The following is a 25863-nucleotide window of genomic DNA, read 5'->3' on the forward strand; positions in this document are numbered from 1 at the left end:
ACAAAAATACTGAAATTAGTTTTAATTGTTTGAAACTTTACAGTTATATAACAAAATTAAGGCTTATACGTGTATTATGATGTTCTTTATTAATTGTTCTAGGAGGGCTTGTGGAGTGAGTAATAATGGCTACAAATTACCAATGCTGTCCAGTTCTCTTTTTAGAGGTTCTATTTGTTTCATAAAACGTTCTCTGTTTCTGCCAGTCAACGATTCTCCGGTAGGTAAGTTGAGTTTTAAAGCATCTACTTGTACGCCATTTTTCCAGAAGCGATAACATACGTGAGGTCCTGTTGCTAAACCAGTACTTCCTACTAGTCCAATAGTTTGACCTTGTGTGACACGTTGTCCGCGTCTTACTAATATTCGAGACATATGTAAATATTGAGTAGAGTAAGTACCATTATGTTTTACTTTAACAAAATTTCCATTTCCAGCTGTATACCCCGTAGTTTCTACAATTCCGGCTGCTGTTGTAGATATTGGGGTTCCTGTAGGTGCCGCATAATCGGTTCCTTTATGTGCTTTCCAAGTATGTTGTACAGGGTGGAATCTATTGCTAGTAAATCTAGATGTGATTCGGCTAAATTTTATTGGTGTCTTTAAAAAAAGATTTTTAAGCGTTTTTCCTTGATCGTCATAATATTCTATTCTTCCAGATGTTGTGTCTTGTTCAAAAGGAAATGCATAAACGAGTTTACCTTTGTATTCAAAGAAAGCAGCTTCAAGTTCTTCAACGCCATCATAGATAGAGTCATTTATAAAGCGTTCTTTAAAAATTAAGCCATAGCGATCTCCTTTTTTTAGTTTGAAGAAGTCAATTGACCAAGCAAATATTTTAGTAATTCGACCAGCAAGAGCGGCTTCGACACTTTCATTGCCTAAAGTTTCTGATAAAGAACTTTTTAAAACGCCACCTATTATTTTTCGTTTAAGAGTAACGGGTTTTACTTTTCTGTATGCCTTTGCTATGCTGTCTCGTAAATCAATTACATAATAGCTTAATGCATCGGGCTGGTAAATGAAAACTTGTAGGTCATTTGTTTTGTTTTTTGATCTAAGGAGCGTGTATGGTTTGTGGTAACGTATTGATCTAACGTTAAACGAGTCTTTAATTTGTTCTACAATAGTGTAGACTTGCTTGTTACCAATGTTTTGTCCTTGTATGATAGTGCCAAAGGTTTGCCCTTTTTCTATAGTGTCATTAACTACATTGTAGTCAGCATAATTAAATCCAAATTCAGTTTTAGGTGGTTTTGGTTTGGTAATTTTAGTTTCAATTTTATCCGTTGTTTTATTACATGATATTATTAAAAATAACATTATTATAATTGCTGATACTTGTTTCAAACTTTCCTTTTTTATTAATTAAACTTCTTTTTCATTTCCCCAATTGGCTAATTCTTCTGGACTCCATAGTTCTGGAAAAAATATCCTCCGTTGGTATTTTGGATGCATGTATTTTTGCCAATCACTTCCGCCAGTTGCTTCTCCATTTCCTTTTCCGCTTTCAAGAATGTATTTTATGGCTGTGTTTAAATGTTGCATTACCCAAGTAATATTTACTGTATGGTCATAATGACGCATGGCTTGAATTAATGTTGGGTTCTTTTGATCTTTTTCTGGAAGTTGTTTGAATTTTTGCCAAATGTTTTTGGTTTGATATTCTTTCATTTGAGTCAGAAATTGAGATTTGTATTTTTTCTCAAATTCTTGAAGTAAATATGATTTCTTTCCTGTTTTGTAATCCTTTCCAGCAGCTTGCCAATATAAGTGCTCAAAGCTAGTTTCTAAGTCAGTGTTTGCGTCAAAGCTATCTTTGTACCTGCGATCTGTTAGGTTGATTACATCGGTTGAAGAGAATTCGATTAGTCGATATTGTGCGCTCTGAAAACCACTAGCAGGAGTTAATGTGTTTCGGAATTTCATATACTGTTCTACTTCCATTCCGTTTTCCATTATGCTAAATGAGTTGGTTAGCATATCAAAATATCTTGTAATTCTAGAAAGGCGTTCGCTGAAGAAATCAGTTTGAATATTTTCTACTTCTGAAATTTGTTCAATTTCCCAAAGAATCATTTTGAATATTAATTCATTTACCTGATGGTACATAATAAATACCATTTCGTCAGGAAGTGTCGTTCTTTGTATTTGTAGATTTAAAAGTGCGTCAGTTTGAATGTAATCCCAATACGTAATGGGTTTAGACCAAAGCAGACCTTCTAATTGTACGTCTGTTTTTTGGTTGATAGCATGGTATTTTTTATCAATTTCTTTTAAAATTGATTCTGAATTATCAGTGATATTCATTATTTTTTTACTTTAAGTGGATTTTTTAATCCTTTGAACGCATCTAAATCGGCTTTTATCGAGCCAACAGCAAGTTCAGCTTTTACTCGAACAGGTAATTTGTTGTCGTCATCTGTTATCCAGAGTGTTACGCTTTCTTTTTCTTTGAAAACTCGTCCCGATTGTACTAATGGTTTAAATATCATAGTTGGAACGGTCCCAAATTTAGTTGTAATATCCTCACGACCTACGAATTTTAACTTAAATTTTGTTGTTTCGTTGTCAAAAAACATGTCGATCGTTATTGAGTCTCCTGATTTTAGTTTGTCTATATTAGGATGATTCCTCAAATAATAAAATGCGGATATTATATCTTGTACGTTTTTGTTAACAGTAACTGTTTTTTCGGTTTTGTGTTTGTAGTCTTTTACTAGAACTCGACCATCTTGACTAAAAAAACCTTCTTGATTTTTGGTGTAGCCGCCTTCGTCTATTTTTCGTACAAACTGATACGGGTTTCCGGTTTCTTTGTCAAAGTAGCTTTCATATAGGTCGTCTACTTTGAAGAAAAATCGAGACATACCTGTTGTGTACCCTTTGCCTACTGCATGGAATACTTTTTTATTATTTACTGTAGCTTCTTTTATTTCGAGAGTTGCATACCCGGCATTTATAATGCCATAGTGTATTCTAAACTTGAACCATTCACCTACATCAAAAGCATCTTCTTTTTGGGTGTCGAAGCTAAGTGTAAGGATGACGAATATGGAGAGGATTAGTTTTTTCATAAGTTTCTTTGACAATTTATAAAAATAAATGCAAATTCTATTCCAAATGTATTAAAACAAAAAAACTCAGTCAAGGAATGACTGAGTTTTTATGCTATTAACTAACCAAAAAACTATAAATTATGAAATTTATATCAATTTAGGAAGGAAACCACCCCCTCCTGTTTTGCGAGTGCAAAGATAGATACAAACTCCTTAAAAATAATAGCAAAAAAGTTAGTTTAACATAACATTTGCAAAAAAAGCATCAGTTTAAAGAGGATTTTTTTACATAATGCATAAAAAATGCGTTTTTACAGCGTTCCTCGCAATTCTTGTTCTCTTTCAATTGACTCAAAAAGGGCTTTAAAGTTCCCTGCACCGAATCCTTTTGCTCCCATTCTCTGAATTATTTCGAAAAATAGGGTAGGACGGTCTTGAACAGGCTTAGTAAAGATCTGTAATAAATACCCATCTTCATCTGCATCGACCATGATAGCTAGTTTTTCAATTTCATTTAAATCTTCTTTCATCATATCCATATGAACTCCGAGTCTTTCAGGAATTGCTTGGTAATAGGTATGAGGAGGAGCAGATAAAAACTCTACACCACGTGATTTTAAGTCAGAAACGGTTTTAATAATGTCATCTGTCGCAATGGCAATGTGTTGTATTCCTGGTCCGCCATAAAAATCTAAGTATTCTTCAATTTGAGATTTTTTCTTTCCTTCAGCTGGTTCATTGATTGGAAATTTGATTCTCCCGTTTCCGTTGCTCATTACTTTACTCATTAAGGCAGAGTATTCAGTATTGATTTGTTTGTCATCAAAGGATAAGAAATTCACAAATCCCATAACGTCTTCGTAGAATTTTACCCAAGTATTCATTTCGTTCCAACCTACATTCCCTACCATATGATCAATGTATTTTAATCCAGTTGGTTCAGGGTTATAGTCAGATTTCCATTCTTTGTAACCTGGTAAGAAAACACCATTGTAGTTTTTTCTTTCTACAAAAATATGAACGGTTTCTCCATAAGTGTAGATTCCTGAACGTACTACTTCTCCAAATTCGTCTTTTTCAACAGTTGGTTCCATAAATGAACGAGCTCCACGTTTCATAGTTTCCTCATAAGCGCTTCTTGCATCTTCAACCCAAAGTGCAGCAACTTTTACTCCATCACCATGTTTTTTAAGATGTTCATGAATTGGTGAATCTTGTGTCAATGGAGTAGTTAAAACAATTCTGATTTTGTCTTGTTTCAACACATAAGATGCTTTGTCTTTTACCCCAGTTTCCAATCCTGCATAAGCTAATGATTGATAACCAAAAGCTGTTTTGTAATAATGTGCAGATTGTTTTGCATTTCCTACGTAGAATTCTACATAATCTGTTCCTAATAATGGAAGGAAGTCTTGTGCTCCTTCAAAGATTTTTTCTAAACCGTATTCTACTGATTTTACTTCTTTTGACATGATTTTTTTAATTTGAAAATGTGTCAATTAGAAAATTTGATACTGTGCGCATAGATAGGATTATCTTACGAACATATTTTCTAATTTTTCATTTTTGATGTTGATATTATTTTATTTAAAATTTTTAAAATTTCTGGCAGATCATTTAATAAACCGGTACAATTTGGATATTCTTTGTGCGCTTCACATAAGAATAGCCAATATTCAGTTTCATCAGCTTCTTTTAATTGCTAATTTATTCTGTCCAGGATTTGTAATATTGTCCATCGTCTAATCCCATTGCTTCTTCAGTTACCATTAACGGACGGAAAGTATCGACCATTACTGCTAATTCTTGGGTTTCTTTATGACCAATACTACGTTCCATCGCACCTGGTGCTGGACCATGTGGAATTCCTTTTGGATGTAAAGTAATATGACCTTGTTCTATATTATTACGGCTCATAAAATCACCATCTACATAATATAGTACTTCGTCTGAATCGATGTTACTATGGTTATAAGGTGCTGGAATTGCTTTTGGATGATAATCGTAAAGCCTTGGGCAGAATGAACAAACAACAAAAGTTGCTGTTTCGAAAGTTTGATGTACTGGTGGTGGTTGGTGAACGCGCCCAGTTATAGGTTCAAAATTATGAATTGAGAATCCGTACGGAAAATTGTAACCGTCCCAACCCACAACGTCAAAAGGATGTGTGGCATAAACTACTTCGTGTATCATGCCTTCTTTTTTGATTTTAATTAAAAAATCACCTTTTTCGTCATGTGTTTCTAATTCATTAGGCAGGATAAAATCACGTTCGCAAAATGGCGAATGTTCTAAGTGCTGACCTGATTGGTTTTTATAACGTTTAGGAGTATAAAATGGAGAATAGGATTCGACATAAAAAAGACGGTTGTCTTCAGTTTCAAACTCTATTTGGTAAATAATACCTCTTGGAATAATTAAGTAGTCACCATATTCAAAAGGAATGTTTCCTAACATGGTTCTTAACTTTCCTTTTCCTTTATGGATAAAAAGCATTTCATCGGCGTCAGCATTTTTATAGTAATACTTTCTTAATGATTCTTTTGGAGCTGCCAATCCAATGATGCAGTCTTTATTGACTAGCATTGCTTTTCGGCTATCTAGAAAGTCATTTTCTGGTTTTAATTCAAACCCTTTAAAAAGCAATGATTTTATGTTTTTTCCAATTGCAATTTTTGGCTCAACAGAATAAGAATTTAAAATTTCTTTAACCTGTGTTGGTCTGTGAACATGATAGGATAATGACGAATGTCCGTGAAAACCTTCGGTTCCAAATAATTGCTCGTAATAAAGTCCACCGTTCGGTTTTTCGAACTGAGTATGTCTTTTTTGAGGAAAACTTCCTAGTTTATGATATAATGGCATGGCTTTTCAATTAGATAATTTTGAATTAGATAATTAGAAAATATGAATTGTGCGAACAGATAATTAGTTTATTTTCTAATTGACCAATTACCCCCAATTCGAAACCATTACTCCGGATTTCTCTTAATAAGGAATTGTAAATAATCTAATAAACCTGCCCATTTTGTTTTCATTATAACAAATGTCGTAATTTTTATTGAATTAAATTGAAATTAAAACACAAAACCTATTTTAAACCAAGTGTAGCCTTTTGTGTTCTCGGGAGACCAAGAATATTTTACTTCTATAGGGCCTAACATTGTTTCTAAACCGTAACCTACAGCGTAGCCTGTATACTTTGGTACAGATATCCATTCAACACCTTCAAAAATGTTGTCTCCAAGGTTTGCGAAGTTAGCAGCGAAATTAATATGATTTTTTTTGAAAATCTCATAATCAAAAGTTATATCGGTTTTTATGAGGCTATTTCCTGCAGCACTTAGAAAATCATATCCGTAGAAATAATTAAAATTATCTAATTTTTGATAGCCGTATCCTCCCATAACATAGTTGAAAAAAGGGACACTTGTTTGTCCAAAAGTTAAACCTGCATTGGCTTTAAATACGATGGTAGCTCTGTTGAATATTGTTTTAGCAATACCAATTTCTGCTTTTGCAGTAGAGAAAGGTTCAAATGTTTTTGTGTAATTAGATGAAAATAAATAAGATTGAATATTACCTGAAAACCCCCATCCTCTTTTAGGGAAATCTTTGTTATCGAAACTGTCATAATTCATATAGCCAAATAAACTAAAATAGCTGCTTTTGTCGATATTAGAGTCGATAGTGGTTGATGTCTTCGAATTTATTTTTAAATATTTATACTCAACTCCACCACCAATTAAGAATTTTTGAACAAAAATACTTTGAAAATAAGCTTCATTAGTTATATCCATAAAATCAACATTAACTAAATTTTGGTCTATGCTCTTGCTAAGGGGATTACTTAATTCGGAGGTTATGTTTCGGTTAAATTGTGATAATCTTGATTTGAATCCAAAGCTAATATTGAATCCATTCTCGATATAATAGTCTAAATTGTATCTAAAATTATCTCCTAAAATTATATCTAATGAAGTAATGTCATTTTTAAAAAGTGTTTTTTTATGGGTTAGATTTACTAAAATTGCACTTTTGTATAGGCCATCATAGTGTAAACCAAACTTTAGATAGGTTTGCGTTGGATTTTCTTTTAATGTTAAATTTAGGTCGTCTCTAGAGTTATTAGGATCTAATGAATAGGAAATGGCACTAAAGTTTTGAGTGGCATTAATATTATTGACTCCTTTTATAAGATCAGCATAAGTTATTTTTGATCCAGCCTTAAAACGTAGTTTACTTGTTATGTATTCGTCAGTATAATTGTCTAAATGATTGCAATTTATATTTTCTATTTTTAGGGTGTCAGAAGCAACTTTTAATTCTGGTTTTTTATAATAGCCTTGCTTTTCGACTAACGCTTTGATTTTTTCATAAACTGAAAAAGTAGCATCTTCTCCTCTGCGAATAATTTGTTCCCCTTTGTCAAATGAGATTACACCATATTCTTTAATATCAGGTTTGATATAAATATCGGTATTTTTTATTTTTCTCTTCATCTTATCGATAGATTGAAGATTGGTAATTTGAACTAATATACGGGTAGCATCTTTAAGTTTATGTCGGTCTAGCAAATCATCTTGTACATCGACACCTATGATAATATCTGCTCCTAAATTTCGTACTTCTTTTATGGGATAATTATTTACAACTCCTCCATCTACAAGAAGTTTTCCGTCTATCTCTACAGGTGAGAATAAGGAAGGAAATGCAGCACTGGCAATCATAGCTTGTGCCAAATTACCTTTGTTTAGCAATACTTGTTCGCCAGTTTCAATATTAGTACCGATACATAAAAATGGAGTAGGTAATTTATTAAAATCTCTAATATGTCTTACATTTCGAGTTAGACTGCTTAATAAATTATAGTTATACATCCCTTTAGAAAGAGCCTCGGGAATACCAATTTTAAAATTACTAAAAGGTAAAATTACAGCATATAATTCGTCATTCCTTTTTTCGTAAAAGTTTTTAGATGATCTTGGGATATAATCATTTATTAAATCATCGAAGTTTGTTCTTTTAAAAATAGAATCAATCTGAGTAGCACTGTATCCAGATGCGTATAGACCTCCAATGATTGACCCCATACTGGTACCGCCTATAAAATCTATTTTTACCCCAGCTTCTTCTAGTACTTTTAAGACACCAATATGAGCAAATCCTTTAGCACCACCACCACTTAATACTAGTCCTATTTTCGGACGATATAAACTGTCACCAATCGTTTTTTTTATAGTGTCTTGTGCAAATGTGTTTTGTGTGTACCCAAATAATAGCAATATTGCTAATGTTTTTATGCCCCAGATGGGAATGGAAATTTGCGACTGAATAAGAGTTGTTTTTTCTGGTAAAATTAGAGCGACCCATGAAGCTCCTTTTTTTGTAGTAGAAAAAATGCTTTTTAATCGAGTGTTTATATTGAACAGCTGGGTGAGGCTCATAGAAATAGCTGGTTTGTTTTGTAAAAGTCGGGAATTTTATTGAATTCTATATGTCATTCTTGTTTTAATAACATTATTTTTTTAATAACGTTAGGTTTTTATTTTTATCGAATTTCCAGATATCTGTATGCCATCGTGCACCTCCTCGACAACTTGAAAGGAGTGTTTTCTCTTTTTTGTTTACTTGTATGTCGCAAAATTCATCACATTTTGAACTATAGTTTGAAGGGATTCTTAATTTTTTAAAATAGTTACTCTCAGGGTTATATGTGAATATTTGGTATATTGTATAGACTCCCATTCCATCATCAAGATGATAGTAAGCAAAATCGGTATAACCATCAAAATTGTAATCTTCGATCACTAGATGCATTTGTTTACCTGTAATAGATGTTTCAAGGCTATCTATAACTTGTGTTTTATTGTTTTTAGAATTGGTAATTTCTAATTTTTCGAAATCGCCTATTACTTTTATTCTTATCTGTGTTTTATCTTTTTGATAAAATTCAATGTTTTCTTGACTATAAGAATGGTATGAAAACAATATAAAAATGCTCAAGAATATTATTTTCATTTGGTTATGATTTATTGTTATTGTAAAAGGAAGTGATTTTTTTTGCTTTTGATGGACCTACAACATCTGCTATTTCTTTTTCAGTTGCTAGTTTTAATCGTTTAACACTTTTGAAATGCTGTATTAATGCGAGCATTGTTTTTTCGCCAATTCCAGGAATGCTTTCGATAGAGGAATTTAATGCAGCTTTGCTACGTTTGTCACGATGAAATGTAATCCCGAATCGATGTGCCTCGTTTCTTAATTGCTGAATTACTTTTAATGTTTCAGATTTTTTGTCTAGATACAACGGTATCGAATCGCCTGGGTAAAATAATTCTTCAAGGCGTTTGGCGATACCAATTATTGTAATTTTACCACGTAAACCCAGCTCATCTATACTTTTTAAGGCTGATGATAATTGTCCTTTTCCACCATCGATAATAATAAGTTGTGGTAATGGTTCATTCTCTTCTAGTAATCTTTTGTAACGGCGGTATACTACTTCGGTCATAGACGCAAAGTCATCTGGACCTTCGACGGTTTTTATATTAAAATGGCGATAATCTTTCTTGCTAGGCTTTCCATCTTTAAAAACGACACAAGCCGCAACAGGATTTGTTCCTTGTATATTAGAGTTATCAAAACATTCTATATGACGGGGTTCAACAGGCAAACGCAAATCTTTTTGCATTTGTGCCATTATTCGTTTAGTATGACGATCCGGATCTACAATTTGTAACTGTTTGAGTTGTTCGATTCGGTAAAATTTAGCGTTTCTAATTGATAGATCTAGAATTTGTTTCTTATCGCCCAATTGCGGAACAGTAACCTTAATATTTTCTCCTAAATCAACTTCAAAAGGGACAATTATTTCTTTGGAGAGTAATTGGAATCGTTCACGAAGTTCTATTATAGCTAGTTCGAGTAATTCTTCATCAGTTTCGTCTAATTTCTTTTTGATTTCTAAAGTATGTGAACGAATAATAGAACCGTGTGAGATTTGAAGAAAATTGACATAGGCTGAACTTTCATCCGAAATTATTGAAAACACATCAATATTGGTAATCTTTGGATTTATAATGGTTGATCGCGATTGATAATTTTCGAGTACTTCTATTTTTTCTTTTATTTTTTGAGCTTCTTCAAATCGTAAATCTTGTGCTAATTGGGTCATAAGGCGCTTGAAATCTTTCATACTTTCTTTGAAATTACCTTTCAAGATTTCGCGAATTGCATCGATTTGTTTTTGATAATCTTCTAGTGTTTCTAATCCTTCACATGGACCTTTACAGTTACCAATATGAAATTCTAAACACACTTTAAATTTTCCGCTATTAATATTTGATTGGCTCAAATCATAATTGCAAGTTCTAAGTGGGTAAAGCTCTTTAATAAGATCTAAAATCGTATGTACTGTTTTAAAACTGGTATAGGGACCAAAATATTCAGAACCATCTTTTACCATTCTACGTGTAGAAAATATTCGAGAAAAAGGTTCTTTTTTTATACAAATCCAAGGGTAACTCTTATCATCTCGTAATAATACATTATAACGGGGCTGTAAGGTTTTTATAAGATTGTTTTCTAATAAAAGTGCATCAGTTTCTGTAGGAACTACAATGTGCTTTATCGTTACTATTTTTTTTACCAAAACATTGGTCTTGGCAGTATCATGAATTTTATTGAAATAGGAGGAAACTCTCTTCTTTAAATTTTTTGCTTTACCTACATATAAAATTTTTCCATCTTTATCATAATATTGATATACGCCAGGGTTATCTGGTAAGGTTTGGATTTGGAGTTCGAGAGGAGTATGCATATAACAAAATTAAACTTTTGAGTTTAATATATATAATTCTTTTGATTTTCTTCAAATAAAAAAGAGTCCGTTTTCTATAGAAAACGGACTCTTTTTTATTATTATGTGTTTTACTTTATCGTAAAGTATTCCGTTTGTAATAAATGGGTTCTTTCGTCAAATGAGAAGTCTACATATTTGGCATTATCTTTTTTAATATCAACTTCCAAGCTACTTCTACCTATCTCTTTTTTGTTGGCGTCAAATGCTTTTAAAATTATATTCCCTTTAAAGTCATTTTTAGCAATCAAGTAAATAGTTACTTTTTTTTGCTTATCAGTATCTGCTCCATAGATTTTCTCAGCCTTGCACTCTTCGAAGTTAGCTTTAAAAGCGGGTTCAGAAATTACTTTTGATGTATTTATACTTTCGGTTATCCCTGAATTTATCCCTTTAATTACATCTCCAATTCCTTTTGAAGCGCTTTTGGCAGCTTCTTTTCCTTGTTCTTGAAGTGCTTTTCCGGCGCCTTCTATTAGTTTAGATTTTACAGCGATTGCTTCGTTTCCATCAGCTTCTGCTTCTTTCATTTTTTCTTCTTTGCTCATGCAAGAAATCAATAGAGTTAATGCACCAAATAAAATTGCAATTTTCTTCATTTGTGTTATAGGTTAAATGATTCTACTTAGGAAATTTTGCGTTAAATGTCAAATATACAAATATAAAATATAATTTCTATATTTAGCTTTTATTATTGAATATGAGAAACAGTATACCATTGGTGATTTTTGGAGAATCCATTTTACCAGGTGAGAGTAAAACCATCAATGTCGAAATAGCCCGACTGCATACTACAACCAAACTTAATATTCCTGTTATTGTAAGACGTTCTAAGGTTGAAGGGCCTGTAGTACTTTTTTCGGCAGGAATTCATGGGGATGAAATTAACGGTGTAGAAATTGTTCGCCAGATAATTAGCAAGAGAATAAATCGCCCTCAAAGAGGAACTATTATTTGTATTCCAGTTATAAATATGTACGGTTTTGTAAATAAAGCTCGTGAGTTTCCTGATGGACGCGATTTAAACCGTGTTTTTCCTGGAAGCAAAAAAGGATCTTTAGCTAGTCGATTTGCTTATCATATTGTTAATGATGTATTACCAATTGTTGATTATGCAGTAGACTTTCATGCAGGTGGTGCAAGCCGCTTTAATGCGCCACAGATCAGACTTTCTGAAAACAATATGGATTTAAAAATACTAGCCGACGTATTTAGTGCGCCTTTTACGTTGTATTCTAAAAATATTTCGGGCTCGTTTAGAAGTATAAGCGAAAAATTAAAAGTGAAAATGTTACTTTTTGAAGGAGGAAAATCATTGGATATTAATCATGATATTGCCAATATTGGGATTGATGGTGTTAAGCGTTTATTATCTCATTTGAGAATGCTAGATGCAGGCCATTTTGTTGAAGCTCCAGAGAAACCTTCTATTTATATTGAGAAATCGGTATGGCTGCGAGCTAAATGTTCTGGGTTATTACATGACTATGATACAATTGGAAAGTTTGTTAAAAAGGGTACTATTTTAGCAATTATTACCGATCCATTCGGTAAGTTTGAAAGAAAGGTAAAAGCGCCGCATGATGGTTATATTATTAATGCAAATCATTCTCCGATTGTATACGAAGGTGATGCTATTTATCATATGTCCAAAACCAATCTAGATGATGATGACAACTAAAAAAGAATTACGCTTACAAAAAAAAGGATTGAGAAAACAGTTTACAGAAGAGGATATAGATGAAATTAGTTTGATAATTGCTAACCATGTTCTTTCCTTACCAATTTGGGATAAAACTTATTTTCATGTTTTCTTACCAATAGTTGAGCATAATGAAGTAAATACAGAATTTATCTTGCATTTACTTGCAGGAAAAGATAAGGAAATTGTAGTTTCTAAAAGTGATTTTGAAACTCGAAAAATGACTCATTATTTGCTTACAGATAACACAAAAATAAAAAAGAACGAATATAATATTCCTGAGCCTGTAGACGGTTTGGAAGTTCCATCAAGTAAAATTGATGTTGTCTTTGTTCCTCTTTTGGCTTTTGATACTTTTGGGAATAGAGTAGGATACGGAAAGGGATTTTATGATAAATTTTTATCAGAATGTAAACCTGAAACTATAAAAATAGGGCTGTCTTTTTTTGAAGCCGAAACGGAGATTAAAGATGTATTTGAAGGGGATGTAAAACTTGATTATTGCGTCACTCCAAAGAAGGTTTATCAATTTTAGATTCTTTAACCACAAAGTCAGTAAATAAGTTTTACGCTTTGCTCACAGTTTAAACTTATAAATTTGAATGAGTAACTGTTGAATGTATGACAGAATATATTTACCATAAGAAACATATAAATTGATGTTTCTTATGGCTTTATAAAAGATTATTTGACTTCTTTTACAGCCGAACTTTCTATCCAGCCTTCAGTTCCATCAGTCAATTCAATTTTTTTCCAGTTTTGTAATGACTGCTTTACATATACTTTTGCTCCTTCATGAAGTGTTAGAATAGGAGATCCAGCCTTTTGTGGCTCGCTGCGTACTTCAGCAATTTCGGAAAATACGATTGCGGGTCTTTCATTATCGAAATGGCTTTTTTCTAAAAATCCAGATATTATACTTACTAGTAAAGCAAGTAATATTAAAAACATACCAATAAAATAAACTCTTTTTGTACGTGTACGTTGTGAAAAATAATAGCCAATAAAGAATAGTAAAAACAATACTGCTATGCTTACAGAAATCCATGCCCAGGTATTGTAATGATATATTCCAGTAAAGTTTCGGATGAGTTTTGCAAAGCCTACTTTAGGAACTTCTTTTATTTCGTCGATAGTTAGCTTTTTTGCAAATTTTAAATTGTTTAACGTCCCAATATCATTAGGTTTCAAGACTAAGGCTTTCTCGTAATTATATATTGCAGGTGCAACTTTATTTAGCTTATAATAACAATTACCTAAATTAAAATACAATTCAGCTGATTGTTTTTTTTCAGTTTTTATAACATTTTCATATTCTTGAACAGCCTGTTCGTATTGCCCTTTTTGATATAAAGCATTTCCTTTTTCAAAGCTATTTTGAGCAAAGAAAACTTGGGATAATAATAAGAATAGATATAAAAGAATGTTTTTCATTTTTAGTGATATGTAATAAGAATTTTAACTTTTTGAATCTCGATTCTGCATAAGCTAAATTTAATTTTTAGCGTGCTTTTGGGTTAAAAACCATTAAACAATTTGTTTTTCTAATTCTGAAATTATCAATACTGCTTTATCAAAATCTTGTTGGATAGAAGCACTAGATGCTGGTGCATATCGTGCAAACTCGCAGTTTTCTGTCAGGTTAATGAAATTCTGAACTGATTCTGGATTTGCTTTTCTAGATAACAAAAGTTCTTTGATATTATCCTTGCTCATTTCTGATGTCTCAATATGTAATTTGGCTTTCAAGAAATTATGCATTGCTTTTTCAAGCGCAATGTAAAAGGCCTCTTTATTATTGATTTGTTTTTTAGCTTGTGATAGATATTTCTTGGCTAGTTTATTATTCATTCTAATTCTGTTTCCAGTGATATCACCATCGATTGCTTCTTTTTTCTTTTTAGCCAAAACAATAATTGGTAAAATTAAGAATGGTACAAATAATAATGCATAATATAAATTAGAACCATAGAAATCATCTTTTGCGACTGAGACGAAATTGCTTTTCAGTTTGATGTATTTGAATTGCTCATTAGCTGATACTTTATTTTTTGCTGTTGGACTAGATGCTACATTAGCGTCTGATGGTGTTGGACCATCAAGAACGTTTACCATTATTTCTGGAGAAGTAATTGTTTTATAGCTTCCTGTATTTAAGTCAAAATATGAGAATTGCATAGGTTTTATGGCATAATTCCCTTTGTATTGTGGTATTATGGTATAGGTATCAGAAATTTTCCCTGACATGCCACTAAGAGTTGTATTTACTTTTTCATCATGTACGGGGTCATACATTTCCAAAGCATTTGGCACAACTGGTTTTGGTAAAGTAAACAGTTTCATGTTTCCGCTACCAGCAGCACTAACTATTAGCTCTAAGCTTTCTCCATTTTTTAATGTTGTTTTAGATGGAGTTACTTTGAAATCAAATCGGCCAACAGCTCCTGAGAATCCTTCTGGTTTGGTGGTTTCAGGAAGTGCTTTTACATAGATTGTTTTTGTACCAGCAGATACACGTTTGTTACCCTCTGTAATTACAACCTGTCCAAACATATTTCTTCGGTTGGTAGGCAATTGTACATCAATATCTAATGATAGTGGTTCGATTACTAGTTTTCCTGATTTCTGAGGATATAATACAGTCTTTCTAAGTACTACATAACGATATCTTTCTCCTTTAAACATACCTTCCTCTGCAACAAGTTGTTTTATGTCGATGTTCTGACTCCAAAAATCATTGTATTTTGGTTTGTCTAATTCTCTCCAACTTGTGATACCAATGTTGTGACTGAAATATAATTTATAAACCACAGTAATAGGTTCATTTATGTAGGGTGTCGTTTTAGAAATGTCTGCTACTAAATATAGATTATCATCAGCAGATATTTGTTGAGGATCATTAGGGTCTCTTTCCTGTGCGACAGCAGCAGTAACATTTATTTTTATTGGCGAAGTTTTGTAAATCTGACCGTTATATTCTATTGCAGCTTGTCTTATTACAAGACTTCCTTTTTGGTTTGGTAATAAAAAATAAGAATAAATTTTTTCAAATGAACTTCTTCCGTTTACCCATGATTGACTGACTTGTTGACTTGGTCCTCCAACAATTCGAAAACCATCAAATGAAGGTTGAACAAAATTATCGCCATCAACGTTCATAATGAAGTCAATTCGAAGTCTTTCGTTTAGACCAAGCGTAGTTTTGCTTACTCTGGCTTCAAATTGTACTTGAGCCATAAGCCCTTGGAAACTTAATAGTAATAGAATTAAATATCTTTTCATTACTTGTTTGTCAGTTTTTTTAACCGTTTGTTTTTAAAAGTTTAATTGTTTAATCGTTTGCTGTGTTCTAATTTTAAATGAACACAGTAAGGATTCATCTTATATTTACCAGTCTTTCTCTGTTTTTTTAGGAGCTCCTTTTACTTTTTGAGCATTTACTTTGTCTTGAATTTTCTTTTCTTCATTATTTACGGCGTCTAGAAGATTCTGTAAACGTTCTTTTGATATTCCTCCAGGTGCAGGTTTTGGCTCTCCTTTGTTATCTTCTTTTTTAGGGTCCCCTTTATCATCTTTTCCGTCTTTTTTATCTTTATTAGGATCGCCCTTGTCATCTTTTTTATCTTTGTCCTTATCGCCTTTGTCGTCTTTTTTGTTTTTATCGCCGTCTTTTTTGTCGTCTTTCTTATCCTTGTCCTTGTCTTTATTCTTGTCTTTGTTTTTATCTTGTTTAGGAGGATTCTCTTTTAGCATTTTCTTTGCCAATGCATAGTTATAACGTGTTTCATCATCAGAAGGATTGTTACGTAATGCATTTTTATAGGCCTCGACTGCTTGACCATAATCTTTCTCTTTCATGAAAACATTTCCAAGGTTATGAAAAGCTTTGTGTTTTTGAGACGGTGTTTTGGCATTTTTTATAGCTTTTGCATAGGCATATTTGGCTTCGCTTGCTTGGTTTTGTTTATAAATAGCATTTCCTAAGTTATAAGGCGCAACGGTACGATTTGGAAATTTAGATTGCGAAACTCTATAATTAGCTTCTGCATCTGCAAATTTATTCTGTGTATATTCTTCATTAGCTTTTGGCAACGCTTTATCCTTTTCTTGAGCCGAAATGGTCAAAGAAAGCGTTAATAAAATATATAGAAGTAAATTTCTCATTCTAATTTTTTTGTTTTTTGTTTCAAAAGATACTAACTGTCTTGAAACAATTATTTTTTTTCGTTAAATAAATTCAACTCTTTTATCCAATTTGTTTTTCTTTCTAATAAGAATAGATCAATGAACAGTAAAATAAATGCAATACCAATAAACCATTGGAACTGTGATTGAAAATCGGCCATTTGTGTAGCTTCAAATTCTGTTTTTTGGATATTGTCTAAAGCATTTTTTACATAATCTAAGACTTCTTTCGTGCTACCGCCATAAACATAGCCCCCTTTAGTTGCTTTCGCAATAGCTTTTAAGCCTTCTTGATTTAGTTTTGTTATAACAATTTGGTTATTGTTATCTCTTTGAAAACGTTCGACAACACCATTTTTTTTCAATGGGATTGTAGCTCCTTTTTCAGTTCCAATACCAATAGTAATGATTTTCATTCCTAATTTGTTGGCTTCTTCAGCTGCGGCTTCGGCTCCTTCAGAATGATCTTCACCATCAGAAATCAAAATTAAGAGTTTGCTTGTTTTGCTTTTTTCGTCAAAATAAGTTGCTGATAATCGTATAGCTTCGTCAAGAGATGTTCCTTGTGATGAAACCATATCTGGACTCATACTTTGCAAGAACATTTTGGCAACGCTATAGTCGGTGGTAATTGGTAAAACTGGAAATGCGCTTCCTGCGTAGGCTACAATTCCGATTCGGTCATTCCCTAACTGGTTGACGATTTGTGAAACTAGTTGTTTACTTTTTTCTAAACGACTTGGAGCGACATCTTCTGCGAGCATACTTTTAGAAACGTCTACTGCAAACACAATATCGATTCCTTCTCGTTTCACAGTTTCCATTTTTGTTCCAATTTTTGGATTAACCAATCCTAAAATTAGTGTTGCTAAAGCCAAAAGGATAACTCCTAATTTTAAAAATGGTTTAAAAACAGAATGCTCAGGAGTTAGTTTTTTTACTAATTCCAAATCTCCAAATTCACGTTGTTTTTTTCTTTTCCAGTACATATTGAAAAAGAAAATGCAAGCCAAAATTGGAAGCAGTATAAGAAGGTATAAATATTTTTTTTCGTCTAATTCCATTTTTTAATTCTAGTTTTCACTTTCAATCAATGCCTTTGTTAATTCTTTAAAAACTGTGACTGAAAACGGTAACATTATATAAAGCTTCTGTAAACAGTATTTCGTAATCCAATTTCCAATAATAGCAATATACCTGCTAGTATTACAAAAGGGCGGAATTTTTCATCGTAATCATAGAATTTTAATTCTTCGATTTCGGTTGTTTCCAGTTTATTAATCTCATTATAAATAGAGGCTAGTTTTTCATTACTTGTAGCTCTAAAATATTTTCCTCCAGTTTTGTTTGCAATAGTTTTCATCATTTGCTCATCAATTTCTACTTTCATCATTCTAAATAGAAACTGTCCATTAGGAGCAATTGCATACGGGAATTCGGCCATTCCATTAGTTCCAATTCCAATTGTGTATACTTTGATTCCGTACTGTTTTGCAATATCTGCTGCAGTATCGGGTTCAATAAATCCTGCGTTATTAACACCATCTGTCATTAAGATAATCACCTTGCTTTTGGCTTTACTATCTTTAAGTCTGTTTACGGCTGTTGCTAGTCCCATTCCGATTCCTGTTCCATCTACCAAAACATTGTCGTACTTTATACTTTTAATAGCTTCAAGTATAATTGCTTTATCACTTGTTACAGGTATTTTAGTATAGGCTTCAGATGCATATAAAACAATTCCAATTCTGTCATTTGGTCTTTCAACCACAAATTCAGAAGCTAATTTTTTAAGTGCTTGCATACGATCTGGCTTTAAATCTCGAGCAAGCATACTTCCAGAAACGTCTATAGACATTACAATATCTATTCCTTTTGTTGTTTTTGTCTTGTTGCTTACATCTACCGTTCTAGGTCTTGCAAGTGCAATTATCAATGAACTTAATGCTAAAATTCGAAATACGCCCAAAAATGGTTTTAGTTTTGCCAGCAATGATTCTGAGGATTTAAAACCTTGCAATGAACTCATTTTTAACGTTGCCGATTGCTGATTTCTTTTCCAGAATAACCAAGCAATTGCAATGGGAATCAAAAGAAACAACCAGAAAAACTCAGGGTTTAAAAAAGTTATTTTATCCATTAATTAGTTGCTTTTTTTAGTTCTACTGAGTTTAATATGCGGTCTGCAATATCATTAGCATAAGTGTCTCCCTCTTCGTGGAAAATCATTATTTGTTGTAACCCGCCTTCTTGGCTAAATAAAAGAATCTCGTAATACATTTTGGTGCTTGATTTGCTGCCTTCATCTATACTAGAGAATGTTCCATATCCTTTGATTCCACGAATTCCTTCTTTAGTTTCAAAGTCTTCTTCTTTTACAATCATGTTTCGAGCTCCTTGAGCTTCGATAGTTTTGAGGGTAACTTCTAGTGATTTTGATAAATCAATTTGAGTTTCTTTTTTGTATTTTAAAGTAGAAATCATCAATGAGAAATTATCTACTAAGCTTCCATATCCAAAAGATTGCATTTCTTTAATTAGGGCTAAACCTTCTTTCGGTAAGGTTTTGGTTAAATCCATTCGTTTTAAAACCTTTGGAGTCTCAATCAATATACCTGGATTTCCATATTCACTTTTTACCCATTCGCCTTCTAATAGTTCTTTAGATGGATGTCCTATGATATTGTCTTTTACATAAGTAAAGCCTTTAGTCGCGATAAAATAGCCAGTTACAACAATTATCAAGAATAAAACTGCTGCTACAGATAAAGCAATGCGTTTGTTGCGTTTTTTTAGTAATTGAAGTTTTATTTGTTTTTGTCTTTGAGCTTCATTTAATAAAGTGTCTTCTTCAACAACTACTTCAACAGGAATTGCACTGTCAAGAGTAAGAATTACTTTTTGAATTTTATTTCGGTCATCAGTAATTTCAAAATCTAATGGTTTAGATTTTGCAAATTTTACTAAATCGGCTTGTTTTAGTACTCGTTCTAAGTTTTCGACAGTCTCGGGTGTTAGTGTCATTTTCTTTTTTACAGAAGCTGCTCTAATACCTTGTATTAATTCAGAAGTAGTGCTTTCCATTGCAGGAATTTCTATTGCTTCCTCAATGTAATTTCTAGCGATATCGGTTAATTCACTATAATATGCTTTGACTTCACCTTTTTGCCAAAGTTCTTTTTTCTCTAATGTATTAAGTAAACTAGTTGCTTTCTCGATAGGAGTTTTATAAATTTCTTCTTCGATTTTTTTCTGTTGTCTTTTTTTGATCAACCAATATACTAAAGCACCAATTCCTAAAATTAAAACGAGAGCCAAAAGGTATTTCCACCAGTCGCCAATCTCATCTTCAACTTTAGTAATGTCTTTAATGTCATACATTTTTTGTTGTAAAGTGTCTACCTTCACATTTGCAACTTCTACTCGAATAGAATCAGATAGGTAAGGTTTTTTATCAATAAGGATTTGAATGCTTGGAATCGTATATCTTCCAGAATCAAATTGTGTTAAGCCATATTTTTTAATCAATTCATAACGATCATCTTTTTTGACAGTATCAATTGGATATGATTTAATTACCTCAAGTGGGCCAATAGTTTTAAGTTTAGGAAAAACAACTTTCGACTTAGAGTCGACCGTAGTTTTAAGTGTTAACTTAAATTCAGCTCCAATTTTATTTTTAGTAGTATCTATGCTAGTCTCAATTTGTTTTTGTTGTGCAAAAACAGTTGCAGAGAGCAAGAATAAAAATATGTAAAGTTTTAATTTCATTTGATTAACGATTTCAGATTTTAGTCTAAAATGAATGCTTAAATAGGAACATTAATGTTACAGGTTTAAGCGAATTTTATTTTTTAATTTTTGTCTTCAGATTTTGTTTAAATCTAAGAAGTCTAATAATCCAATTTCTTTATCTCGATTTAAAATAGCCTAATAATTTGGTTACATAACTTTCATCAACACGAGTATTTACAACACCAGCACCCGATTTACTAAAAGTTTCTTTAAAATAATTTACTTTACTATGGTAATGTTTTTCATAGTTAGTACGTATTGTTTTTGAGCCAGTATTGATTAATTGCGTTTTGCCAGTTTCGGCATCAAGCATAGAAACCATTCCGATATTTGGTATTTTTTCTTCTCGTATGTCATATACTCGAATGCCAGTAATATCGTGTTTTTTGGAAGCAATTTTCAATGTATGTTCATAATCATCAGACATGAAATCAGAAATCATAAAAACAATCGCTTTCTTTTTTTGTGTACCCGATAAAAATTTTAATGCCTGAGCAACATCAGTTTTATGACTTTTAGGCTCAAATTCGATTAATTCACGGATGATACGTAATACGTGAGATCTTCCTTTTTTAGGTGGAATATACAATTCGATTACATCCGAAAATAAAATCAAGCCTATTTTATCATTGTTTTGTGTTGCCGAGAACGCCATTGTTGCGGCAATTTCGGTTACGATATCTTTTTTAAACTGACTTTTTGAACCAAAATTTTCAGAACCCGAAATGTCTACCATAAGTACCATGGTAAGCTCGCGTTCTTCTTCAAAAACTTTTACGTGAGCTTCATTATAACGTGCAGTTACGTTCCAATCGATAGCACGTATGTCATCACCATATTGGTATTGACGCACTTCGCTAAAAGTCATTCCTCGTCCTTTAAATGAAGAATGATACTCCCCCGAAAAGATATGATTGCTCAATCTTTTGGTTTTTATTTCTATTTTACGTACTTTTTTTAACAGGTCTTTTGTATCCATTTTTTTAGTTTTCAGTCGCAGTTTTCAGTCTCAATAAGTTTTAATTTCTTTACTGAGAATGAAAACCGAAAACTATTTTTTAAGGTACTTCAATTTCGTTTACAATTTTATTGATGATGTCTACAGAAGTTATATTTTCAGCCTCTGCTTCGTAAGTGATACCTACTCTGTGACGTAATACATCGTGTACAACTGCACGAACATCTTCCGGTATTACATATCCACGACGTTTAATAAAAGCGTAACATTTAGCAGCATTGGCTAAGTTGATACTTCCACGTGGAGATGCTCCAAAACTGATAAGTGGTTTTAAATCGGCTAGTTTGTATTTTTCAGGGTAACGTGTTGCGAAAATAATATCTAGAATATATTTCTCTATCTTTTCGTCCATATAAACTTCACGAACAGCTTCTTGTGCACGTAAAATTTGGTCTACAGAAACAACAGGGTTTACTTTTTCGTAACTTCCTTTTAGATTCTGACGAATTACTAAACGCTCTTCATCCATTTTTGGATAGTCAATTACAGTTTTAAGCATAAAACGATCGACTTGCGCTTCTGGAAGTTGGTATGTTCCTTCTTGTTCAACAGGGTTTTGAGTTGCTAGTACTAAAAACGGACGATCTAGTTTAAAAGTAGTGTCCCCAATGGTAACTTGTTTTTCTTGCATCGCCTCCAAAAGTGCTGATTGTACTTTGGCTGGAGCACGGTTAATTTCATCGGCAAGGACAAAATTAGCGAAGATTGGTCCTTTTTTGATAGAAAATTCATTTTGCTTAATGTTGTAAATCATCGTACCAACAACATCGGCAGGTAATAAGTCGGGTGTAAATTGAATACGGCTGAACGAACCTTGCACTGCCTGTGACAGTGTATTTATGGCAAGAGTTTTTGCTAATCCAGGAACTCCCTCTAGCAAAATATGGCCTTGACCAAGAAGTCCAATTAACAAACGTTCGACCATATGTTTCTGACCCACAATAACTTTGTTCATTTCCATTGTGAGAAGGTCTATAAAAGCACTTTCTCTTTCGATTTTTTCATTGATCGCTCTAATGTCTAAAGTCGTTGTATTTTCTTCCATATAAATATTTTTAAAACCTTGAATTTAATGCCTTACTTTTGAGAGTGCAAATTGAATATTTTTTGAGAAGTAAGATGTTAAAGAATGGTTAAAACTTCAGACAAAGCTCTAATTTTAAGGACGAATTGTGATTCTATTTTTATATTTTTAAGAACTTTGATGATTATGCTTTAGAAAGCAAGATTTATTACTACAAATAATGTTATATTACCATGAGCAAAACACTATTATCGCCTATAATTGTGGGCACTATGAATTGGGGAGTTTGGGATAAAAACCTGAGTCCAAACGAAATGGAAAATCTTATCCAAGTATGTTTAGAGAATAAAATAAGCACCTTTGACCTTGCTGATATTTATGGTTCCTATACCACCGAAGCTGATTTTGGAAAAGCATTCGCGGCAAGTAAAATCTCAAGAGAGAAATTACAACTGATTTCTAAGTGTGGAATTCAGATGATAGCCGAAAATAGAAAAAATACAATTAAGCATTACGACTATTCGAAAGAATATATCATTTGGTCTGTAGAAAATTCTTTGAAGAATCTAAAAACTGATTATTTAGATGTTTTTTTACTACATAGACCTAGCCCTTTAATGCAAGCTGATGAAATCGCTGAAGCTATTGAAAAGCTTAGAACAGAGGGTAAAATTGTTGATTTTGGATTGTCAAATTTTACAACTTCACAGACAGAATTAATTCGTCAAAAAATAGAGGTTAGTTATAATCAAGTGCAATTCTCGGCTACAAATTTTGAACCGATGGTAGACGGTAGTTTTGATTATATGCAAATGCACGGAATTCGTCCGATGTCTTGGAATCCATTAGGTACTATTTTTAGAGAAGACAATAAAAAAACAAGAAGATTAAAGAAATTATTGGCAACATTGGTTTCTAAATATAGCTTAGGTTCAGATACTATTTTGCTAAGTTGGATTTTAAGTCATCCTGCAAAAGCTATTCCTATTGCTGGAACAGTAAATGTAGCTAGAATTCAAGCTTTGATGAAAGCTGTAGAGTTACAATTAGAAAAAGAAGATTGGTTTGCTATCTGGACAGAAAGCATGGGCGATGATGTGCCTTAAATTTTAGTTTACATTATTTTGATTTCCAGATGTTATAAATTAAAAATAAACACATAGAAATATAGTTTTCTAGAAATAAAATCAATATTTCTATGTGTTAAAAATAAAAGAGAATGAAAAAAACAGCTTTAATAACTGGAGCAACAAGTGGTATAGGTAAAGCTACAGCACAAATATTAGCCAAAAACAATTATAAAGTTATTCTTTGCGGAAGAAGACAAGATCGATTGACAGAGCTGGAGAAAGAACTTTCAGAATATACTGAAGTGCATATTTTAGCATTTGATGTTCGTGATAAAAAAGCCGTTTTAGAGTGCATTGGTTCGTTGCCAGAGTCGTTTTCTGATATTGATGTTCTTATTAATAATGCAGGAAATGCACATGGATTGGATCCGATTCAAACTGGTGATTTAGAGGATTGGGATGCTATGATTGATATAAATGTGAAAGGACTTTTATATGTTTCTAAAGCGATTATACCACAAATGACTGCAAGAAAATCTGGGCATATTATCAATATTGGATCTACTGCTGCCAAAGAAGTATATCCTAACGGGAATGTGTATTGTGGTACAAAACACGCTGTTGATGCTATTAGTCAAGGAATGCGCATAGATTTGAATCCATTCGGAATAAAAGTAGGAGCAATTCACCCAGGGATGGTTGAAACGGAATTTAGTGAAGTGCGTTTTAAAGGAGATGCCGATAGAGCTTCTAATGTTTATAAAGGATTTACTCCACTACAAGCGGAAGATATTGCTGATATTATTCATTTTGTGGTTTCAAGACCGTATCATGTGAATATTGCCGATTTGGTTGTTATGAGTACGGCTCAAGCTTCATCGACAATCGTTAATAAAAATATTTAATACATTTTTAGATTATTAGACTTCTTAGAGTCATAGATTTGTAATTGTCTAGAAATCGGAAGTCCAATAATCTAACAAGTTTAATTCTATGATTAATAAGCGCCTTTTAATAAAAAATTTGCTCGCACATAATGATGAGAGTAGTTTTTATGATAAAAAAAGGCAATTGAATTTGCATTCTCGTGAAGGGAAAGCTAAGTTTTTAAAACACATTTGTGCGTTATCCAATTCTAATCCAACGAATAATTCTTATATAGTTGTAGGGGTTGAGGATCATGATAATGAGATTGTAGGGGATGATTTTTTTGACGATAGTAGAATTCAGAATCTAGTCAATGCTTTTCTTGAAAATCCACCAAAAATTCAATATGAAAATGTACCTTTTCCGAATCTTCCAAAGGATAAGGTAGTAGGATTAGTTACAATTAAACCTAAAAGAAAAGTATCTTATTTTAAAAAAGGAATTCATACCATTATTGCCAATAGCGTTTTTATTAGGCGAGGAAGTAATTCGGTTCCAGTTGAAGAAGGAGAAGTTGAGAAAAATTATCAGAATACTGAGACGGTAATCGGAATCGAAAATAATTCACGCAATAGTATAGAGTATACGTTAGACGGTGTAATTGATTTTATGAATTTTCGACATAAAGATATGTCGCCAAAGTATAAAGTTTTCAAAGAGTTATTTGTGATTTGTTGGGCTGGTGTTCCGAATAAATCTCGTGATAAAACATTTTTATCCAGAGTAGATATCGAATTGATAAACGAACAAATCAAGCTGTTTTATTCCGCTCAGGATGTGGTTACCATTACTTATAATGAGGATACTTTTACTATTCTTGAATACGTTCCGTTAGGACTAAATGATAAAACTAGTTATTATCCGTTGGAGCAACAAACTATTCATTTTTTTGATAACGGTTATTATAAAATTGATAGAGAAATACTTTTTCAGCCACCGGAGTTTAATAGAAAAATGCTGTTTCATATATATAATTCCAATATCGCATTACTAGCCAAATTACAAAAAGGACAGGTCTTGTCTAATCGAGAAATGTTAGACTTAGAGAATTTGCCTTCTACTTTTATGATTTGTTATCTCAATGGTTTTGAAGATGCTAAGCAAAAATTAATTGATGCAAAGCTACTTTTAAAGCCTTTTACACAGGTTTATCTATCTTTTAAAGAAGCTTTACGAATCTTGCGAAAGATGAAATATGATGTAGTGCAGTAATATTTTTTTT

At 32.4% G+C, this 25863-nt stretch carries 22 protein-coding genes; 5 read left to right on the forward strand and 17 right to left on the reverse strand.

Going from position 1 to position 25863, the window contains the following annotated elements:
• Positions 1-129: 129 nt before the first annotated feature.
• From LNQ49_RS13710 to LNQ49_RS13750, 9 genes are all read right to left on the reverse strand, one after another.
• The gene (locus LNQ49_RS13710; protein ID WP_428978353.1) at positions 130-1323 is read right to left on the reverse strand and encodes a peptidoglycan DD-metalloendopeptidase family protein; all 1194 of its coding nucleotides are present in this window, start codon (positions 1321-1323) and stop codon (positions 130-132) included.
• A gap of 45 nt (positions 1324-1368) precedes the next feature.
• Positions 1369-2310, reverse strand: coding sequence for a tryptophan 2,3-dioxygenase family protein (locus LNQ49_RS13715; protein ID WP_229989525.1), 942 nt, complete (start codon positions 2308-2310; stop codon positions 1369-1371).
• Positions 2310-3077: a DUF3108 domain-containing protein gene (locus LNQ49_RS13720; RefSeq protein WP_229989526.1), complete on the reverse strand. Its 768-nt coding sequence runs from the start codon at positions 3075-3077 to the stop codon at positions 2310-2312. Before LNQ49_RS13720 ends, LNQ49_RS13715 begins: the two co-directional genes overlap by 1 nt.
• Before the next feature lie 293 nt (positions 3078-3370).
• Positions 3371-4531, reverse strand: a complete 1161-nt coding sequence (hppD, locus tag LNQ49_RS13725; RefSeq protein WP_229989527.1) for a 4-hydroxyphenylpyruvate dioxygenase — start codon at positions 4529-4531, stop codon at positions 3371-3373.
• Positions 4532-4766: 235 nt separating this feature from the next.
• Entirely contained in the window at positions 4767-5924 is a 1158-nt protein-coding gene (locus tag LNQ49_RS13730) for a homogentisate 1,2-dioxygenase (protein ID WP_229989528.1), read from the reverse strand.
• Between the two features lie 212 nt (positions 5925-6136).
• Positions 6137-8506, reverse strand: a complete 2370-nt coding sequence (locus LNQ49_RS13735; RefSeq protein ID WP_229989529.1) for a patatin-like phospholipase family protein — start codon at positions 8504-8506, stop codon at positions 6137-6139.
• A 73-nt stretch (positions 8507-8579) separates the two neighbouring features.
• Entirely contained in the window at positions 8580-9080 is a 501-nt protein-coding gene (locus LNQ49_RS13740; RefSeq protein ID WP_229989530.1) for an XAC2610-related protein, read from the reverse strand.
• Positions 9081-9084: 4 nt separating this feature from the next.
• Complete coding sequence (gene uvrC / locus LNQ49_RS13745; protein ID WP_229989531.1) at positions 9085-10881, reverse strand: excinuclease ABC subunit UvrC; 1797 nt, start codon at positions 10879-10881, stop codon at positions 9085-9087.
• Positions 10882-10991: 110 nt separating this feature from the next.
• Positions 10992-11519 carry a hypothetical protein gene (locus LNQ49_RS13750; RefSeq protein ID WP_229989532.1) on the reverse strand — a complete coding sequence of 176 codons (528 nt, stop codon included), beginning with the start codon at positions 11517-11519 and terminating at the stop codon, positions 10992-10994.
• 101 nt (positions 11520-11620) lie between these two features.
• On the opposite strand from LNQ49_RS13750, the gene LNQ49_RS13755 reads away from it, so the two are divergent.
• Both LNQ49_RS13755 and LNQ49_RS13760 read left to right on the forward strand, forming a co-directional pair.
• Positions 11621-12601 carry a succinylglutamate desuccinylase/aspartoacylase family protein gene (locus LNQ49_RS13755; protein WP_229989533.1) on the forward strand — a complete coding sequence of 327 codons (981 nt, stop codon included), beginning with the start codon at positions 11621-11623 and terminating at the stop codon, positions 12599-12601.
• Positions 12588-13157: a 5-formyltetrahydrofolate cyclo-ligase gene (locus tag LNQ49_RS13760; protein WP_229991336.1), complete on the forward strand. Its 570-nt coding sequence runs from the start codon at positions 12588-12590 to the stop codon at positions 13155-13157. The genes LNQ49_RS13755 and LNQ49_RS13760 overlap by 14 nt, the downstream gene beginning before the upstream one ends.
• A gap of 149 nt (positions 13158-13306) precedes the next feature.
• Here LNQ49_RS13760 and LNQ49_RS13765 read toward each other — a convergent pair whose 3' ends face one another.
• From LNQ49_RS13765 to LNQ49_RS13800, 8 genes are all read right to left on the reverse strand, one after another.
• Positions 13307-14056, reverse strand: coding sequence for a tetratricopeptide repeat protein (locus LNQ49_RS13765; protein WP_229989535.1), 750 nt, complete (start codon positions 14054-14056; stop codon positions 13307-13309).
• A 93-nt stretch (positions 14057-14149) separates the two neighbouring features.
• Positions 14150-15904, reverse strand: coding sequence for a BatD family protein (locus tag LNQ49_RS13770; RefSeq protein ID WP_229989536.1), 1755 nt, complete (start codon positions 15902-15904; stop codon positions 14150-14152).
• A 105-nt stretch (positions 15905-16009) separates the two neighbouring features.
• Complete coding sequence (locus tag LNQ49_RS13775) at positions 16010-16786, reverse strand: tetratricopeptide repeat protein (RefSeq protein WP_229989538.1); 777 nt, start codon at positions 16784-16786, stop codon at positions 16010-16012.
• A gap of 50 nt (positions 16787-16836) precedes the next feature.
• Complete coding sequence (locus tag LNQ49_RS13780; protein ID WP_229989540.1) at positions 16837-17871, reverse strand: VWA domain-containing protein; 1035 nt, start codon at positions 17869-17871, stop codon at positions 16837-16839.
• A 74-nt stretch (positions 17872-17945) separates the two neighbouring features.
• Positions 17946-18947, reverse strand: a complete 1002-nt coding sequence (locus LNQ49_RS13785; protein ID WP_229989542.1) for a vWA domain-containing protein — start codon at positions 18945-18947, stop codon at positions 17946-17948.
• Positions 18947-20578, reverse strand: coding sequence for a hypothetical protein (locus LNQ49_RS13790; RefSeq protein WP_229989544.1), 1632 nt, complete (start codon positions 20576-20578; stop codon positions 18947-18949). The genes LNQ49_RS13785 and LNQ49_RS13790 overlap by 1 nt, the downstream gene beginning before the upstream one ends.
• Before the next feature lie 139 nt (positions 20579-20717).
• Positions 20718-21581, reverse strand: a complete 864-nt coding sequence (locus tag LNQ49_RS13795; RefSeq protein ID WP_229989546.1) for a DUF58 domain-containing protein — start codon at positions 21579-21581, stop codon at positions 20718-20720.
• 79 nt (positions 21582-21660) lie between these two features.
• Complete coding sequence (locus tag LNQ49_RS13800; protein ID WP_229989547.1) at positions 21661-22665, reverse strand: AAA family ATPase; 1005 nt, start codon at positions 22663-22665, stop codon at positions 21661-21663.
• A 212-nt stretch (positions 22666-22877) separates the two neighbouring features.
• Here LNQ49_RS13800 and LNQ49_RS13805 point away from each other — a divergent pair, with 212 nt between their 5' ends.
• From LNQ49_RS13805 to LNQ49_RS13815, 3 genes are all read left to right on the forward strand, one after another.
• A complete protein-coding gene (locus tag LNQ49_RS13805) occupies positions 22878-23750 on the forward strand; it encodes an aldo/keto reductase (RefSeq protein ID WP_229989549.1) in 873 nt (290 codons plus the stop codon).
• 113 nt (positions 23751-23863) lie between these two features.
• Positions 23864-24619 carry an SDR family NAD(P)-dependent oxidoreductase gene (locus LNQ49_RS13810; protein ID WP_229989550.1) on the forward strand — a complete coding sequence of 252 codons (756 nt, stop codon included), beginning with the start codon at positions 23864-23866 and terminating at the stop codon, positions 24617-24619.
• A gap of 88 nt (positions 24620-24707) precedes the next feature.
• Complete coding sequence (locus tag LNQ49_RS13815) at positions 24708-25853, forward strand: ATP-binding protein (protein ID WP_229989552.1); 1146 nt, start codon at positions 24708-24710, stop codon at positions 25851-25853.
• The last annotated feature ends 10 nt before the right edge of the window (positions 25854-25863 follow it).

It is taken from the genome of Flavobacterium pisciphilum, from assembly GCF_020905345.1.
Taxonomy (GTDB): domain Bacteria; phylum Bacteroidota; class Bacteroidia; order Flavobacteriales; family Flavobacteriaceae; genus Flavobacterium; species Flavobacterium pisciphilum.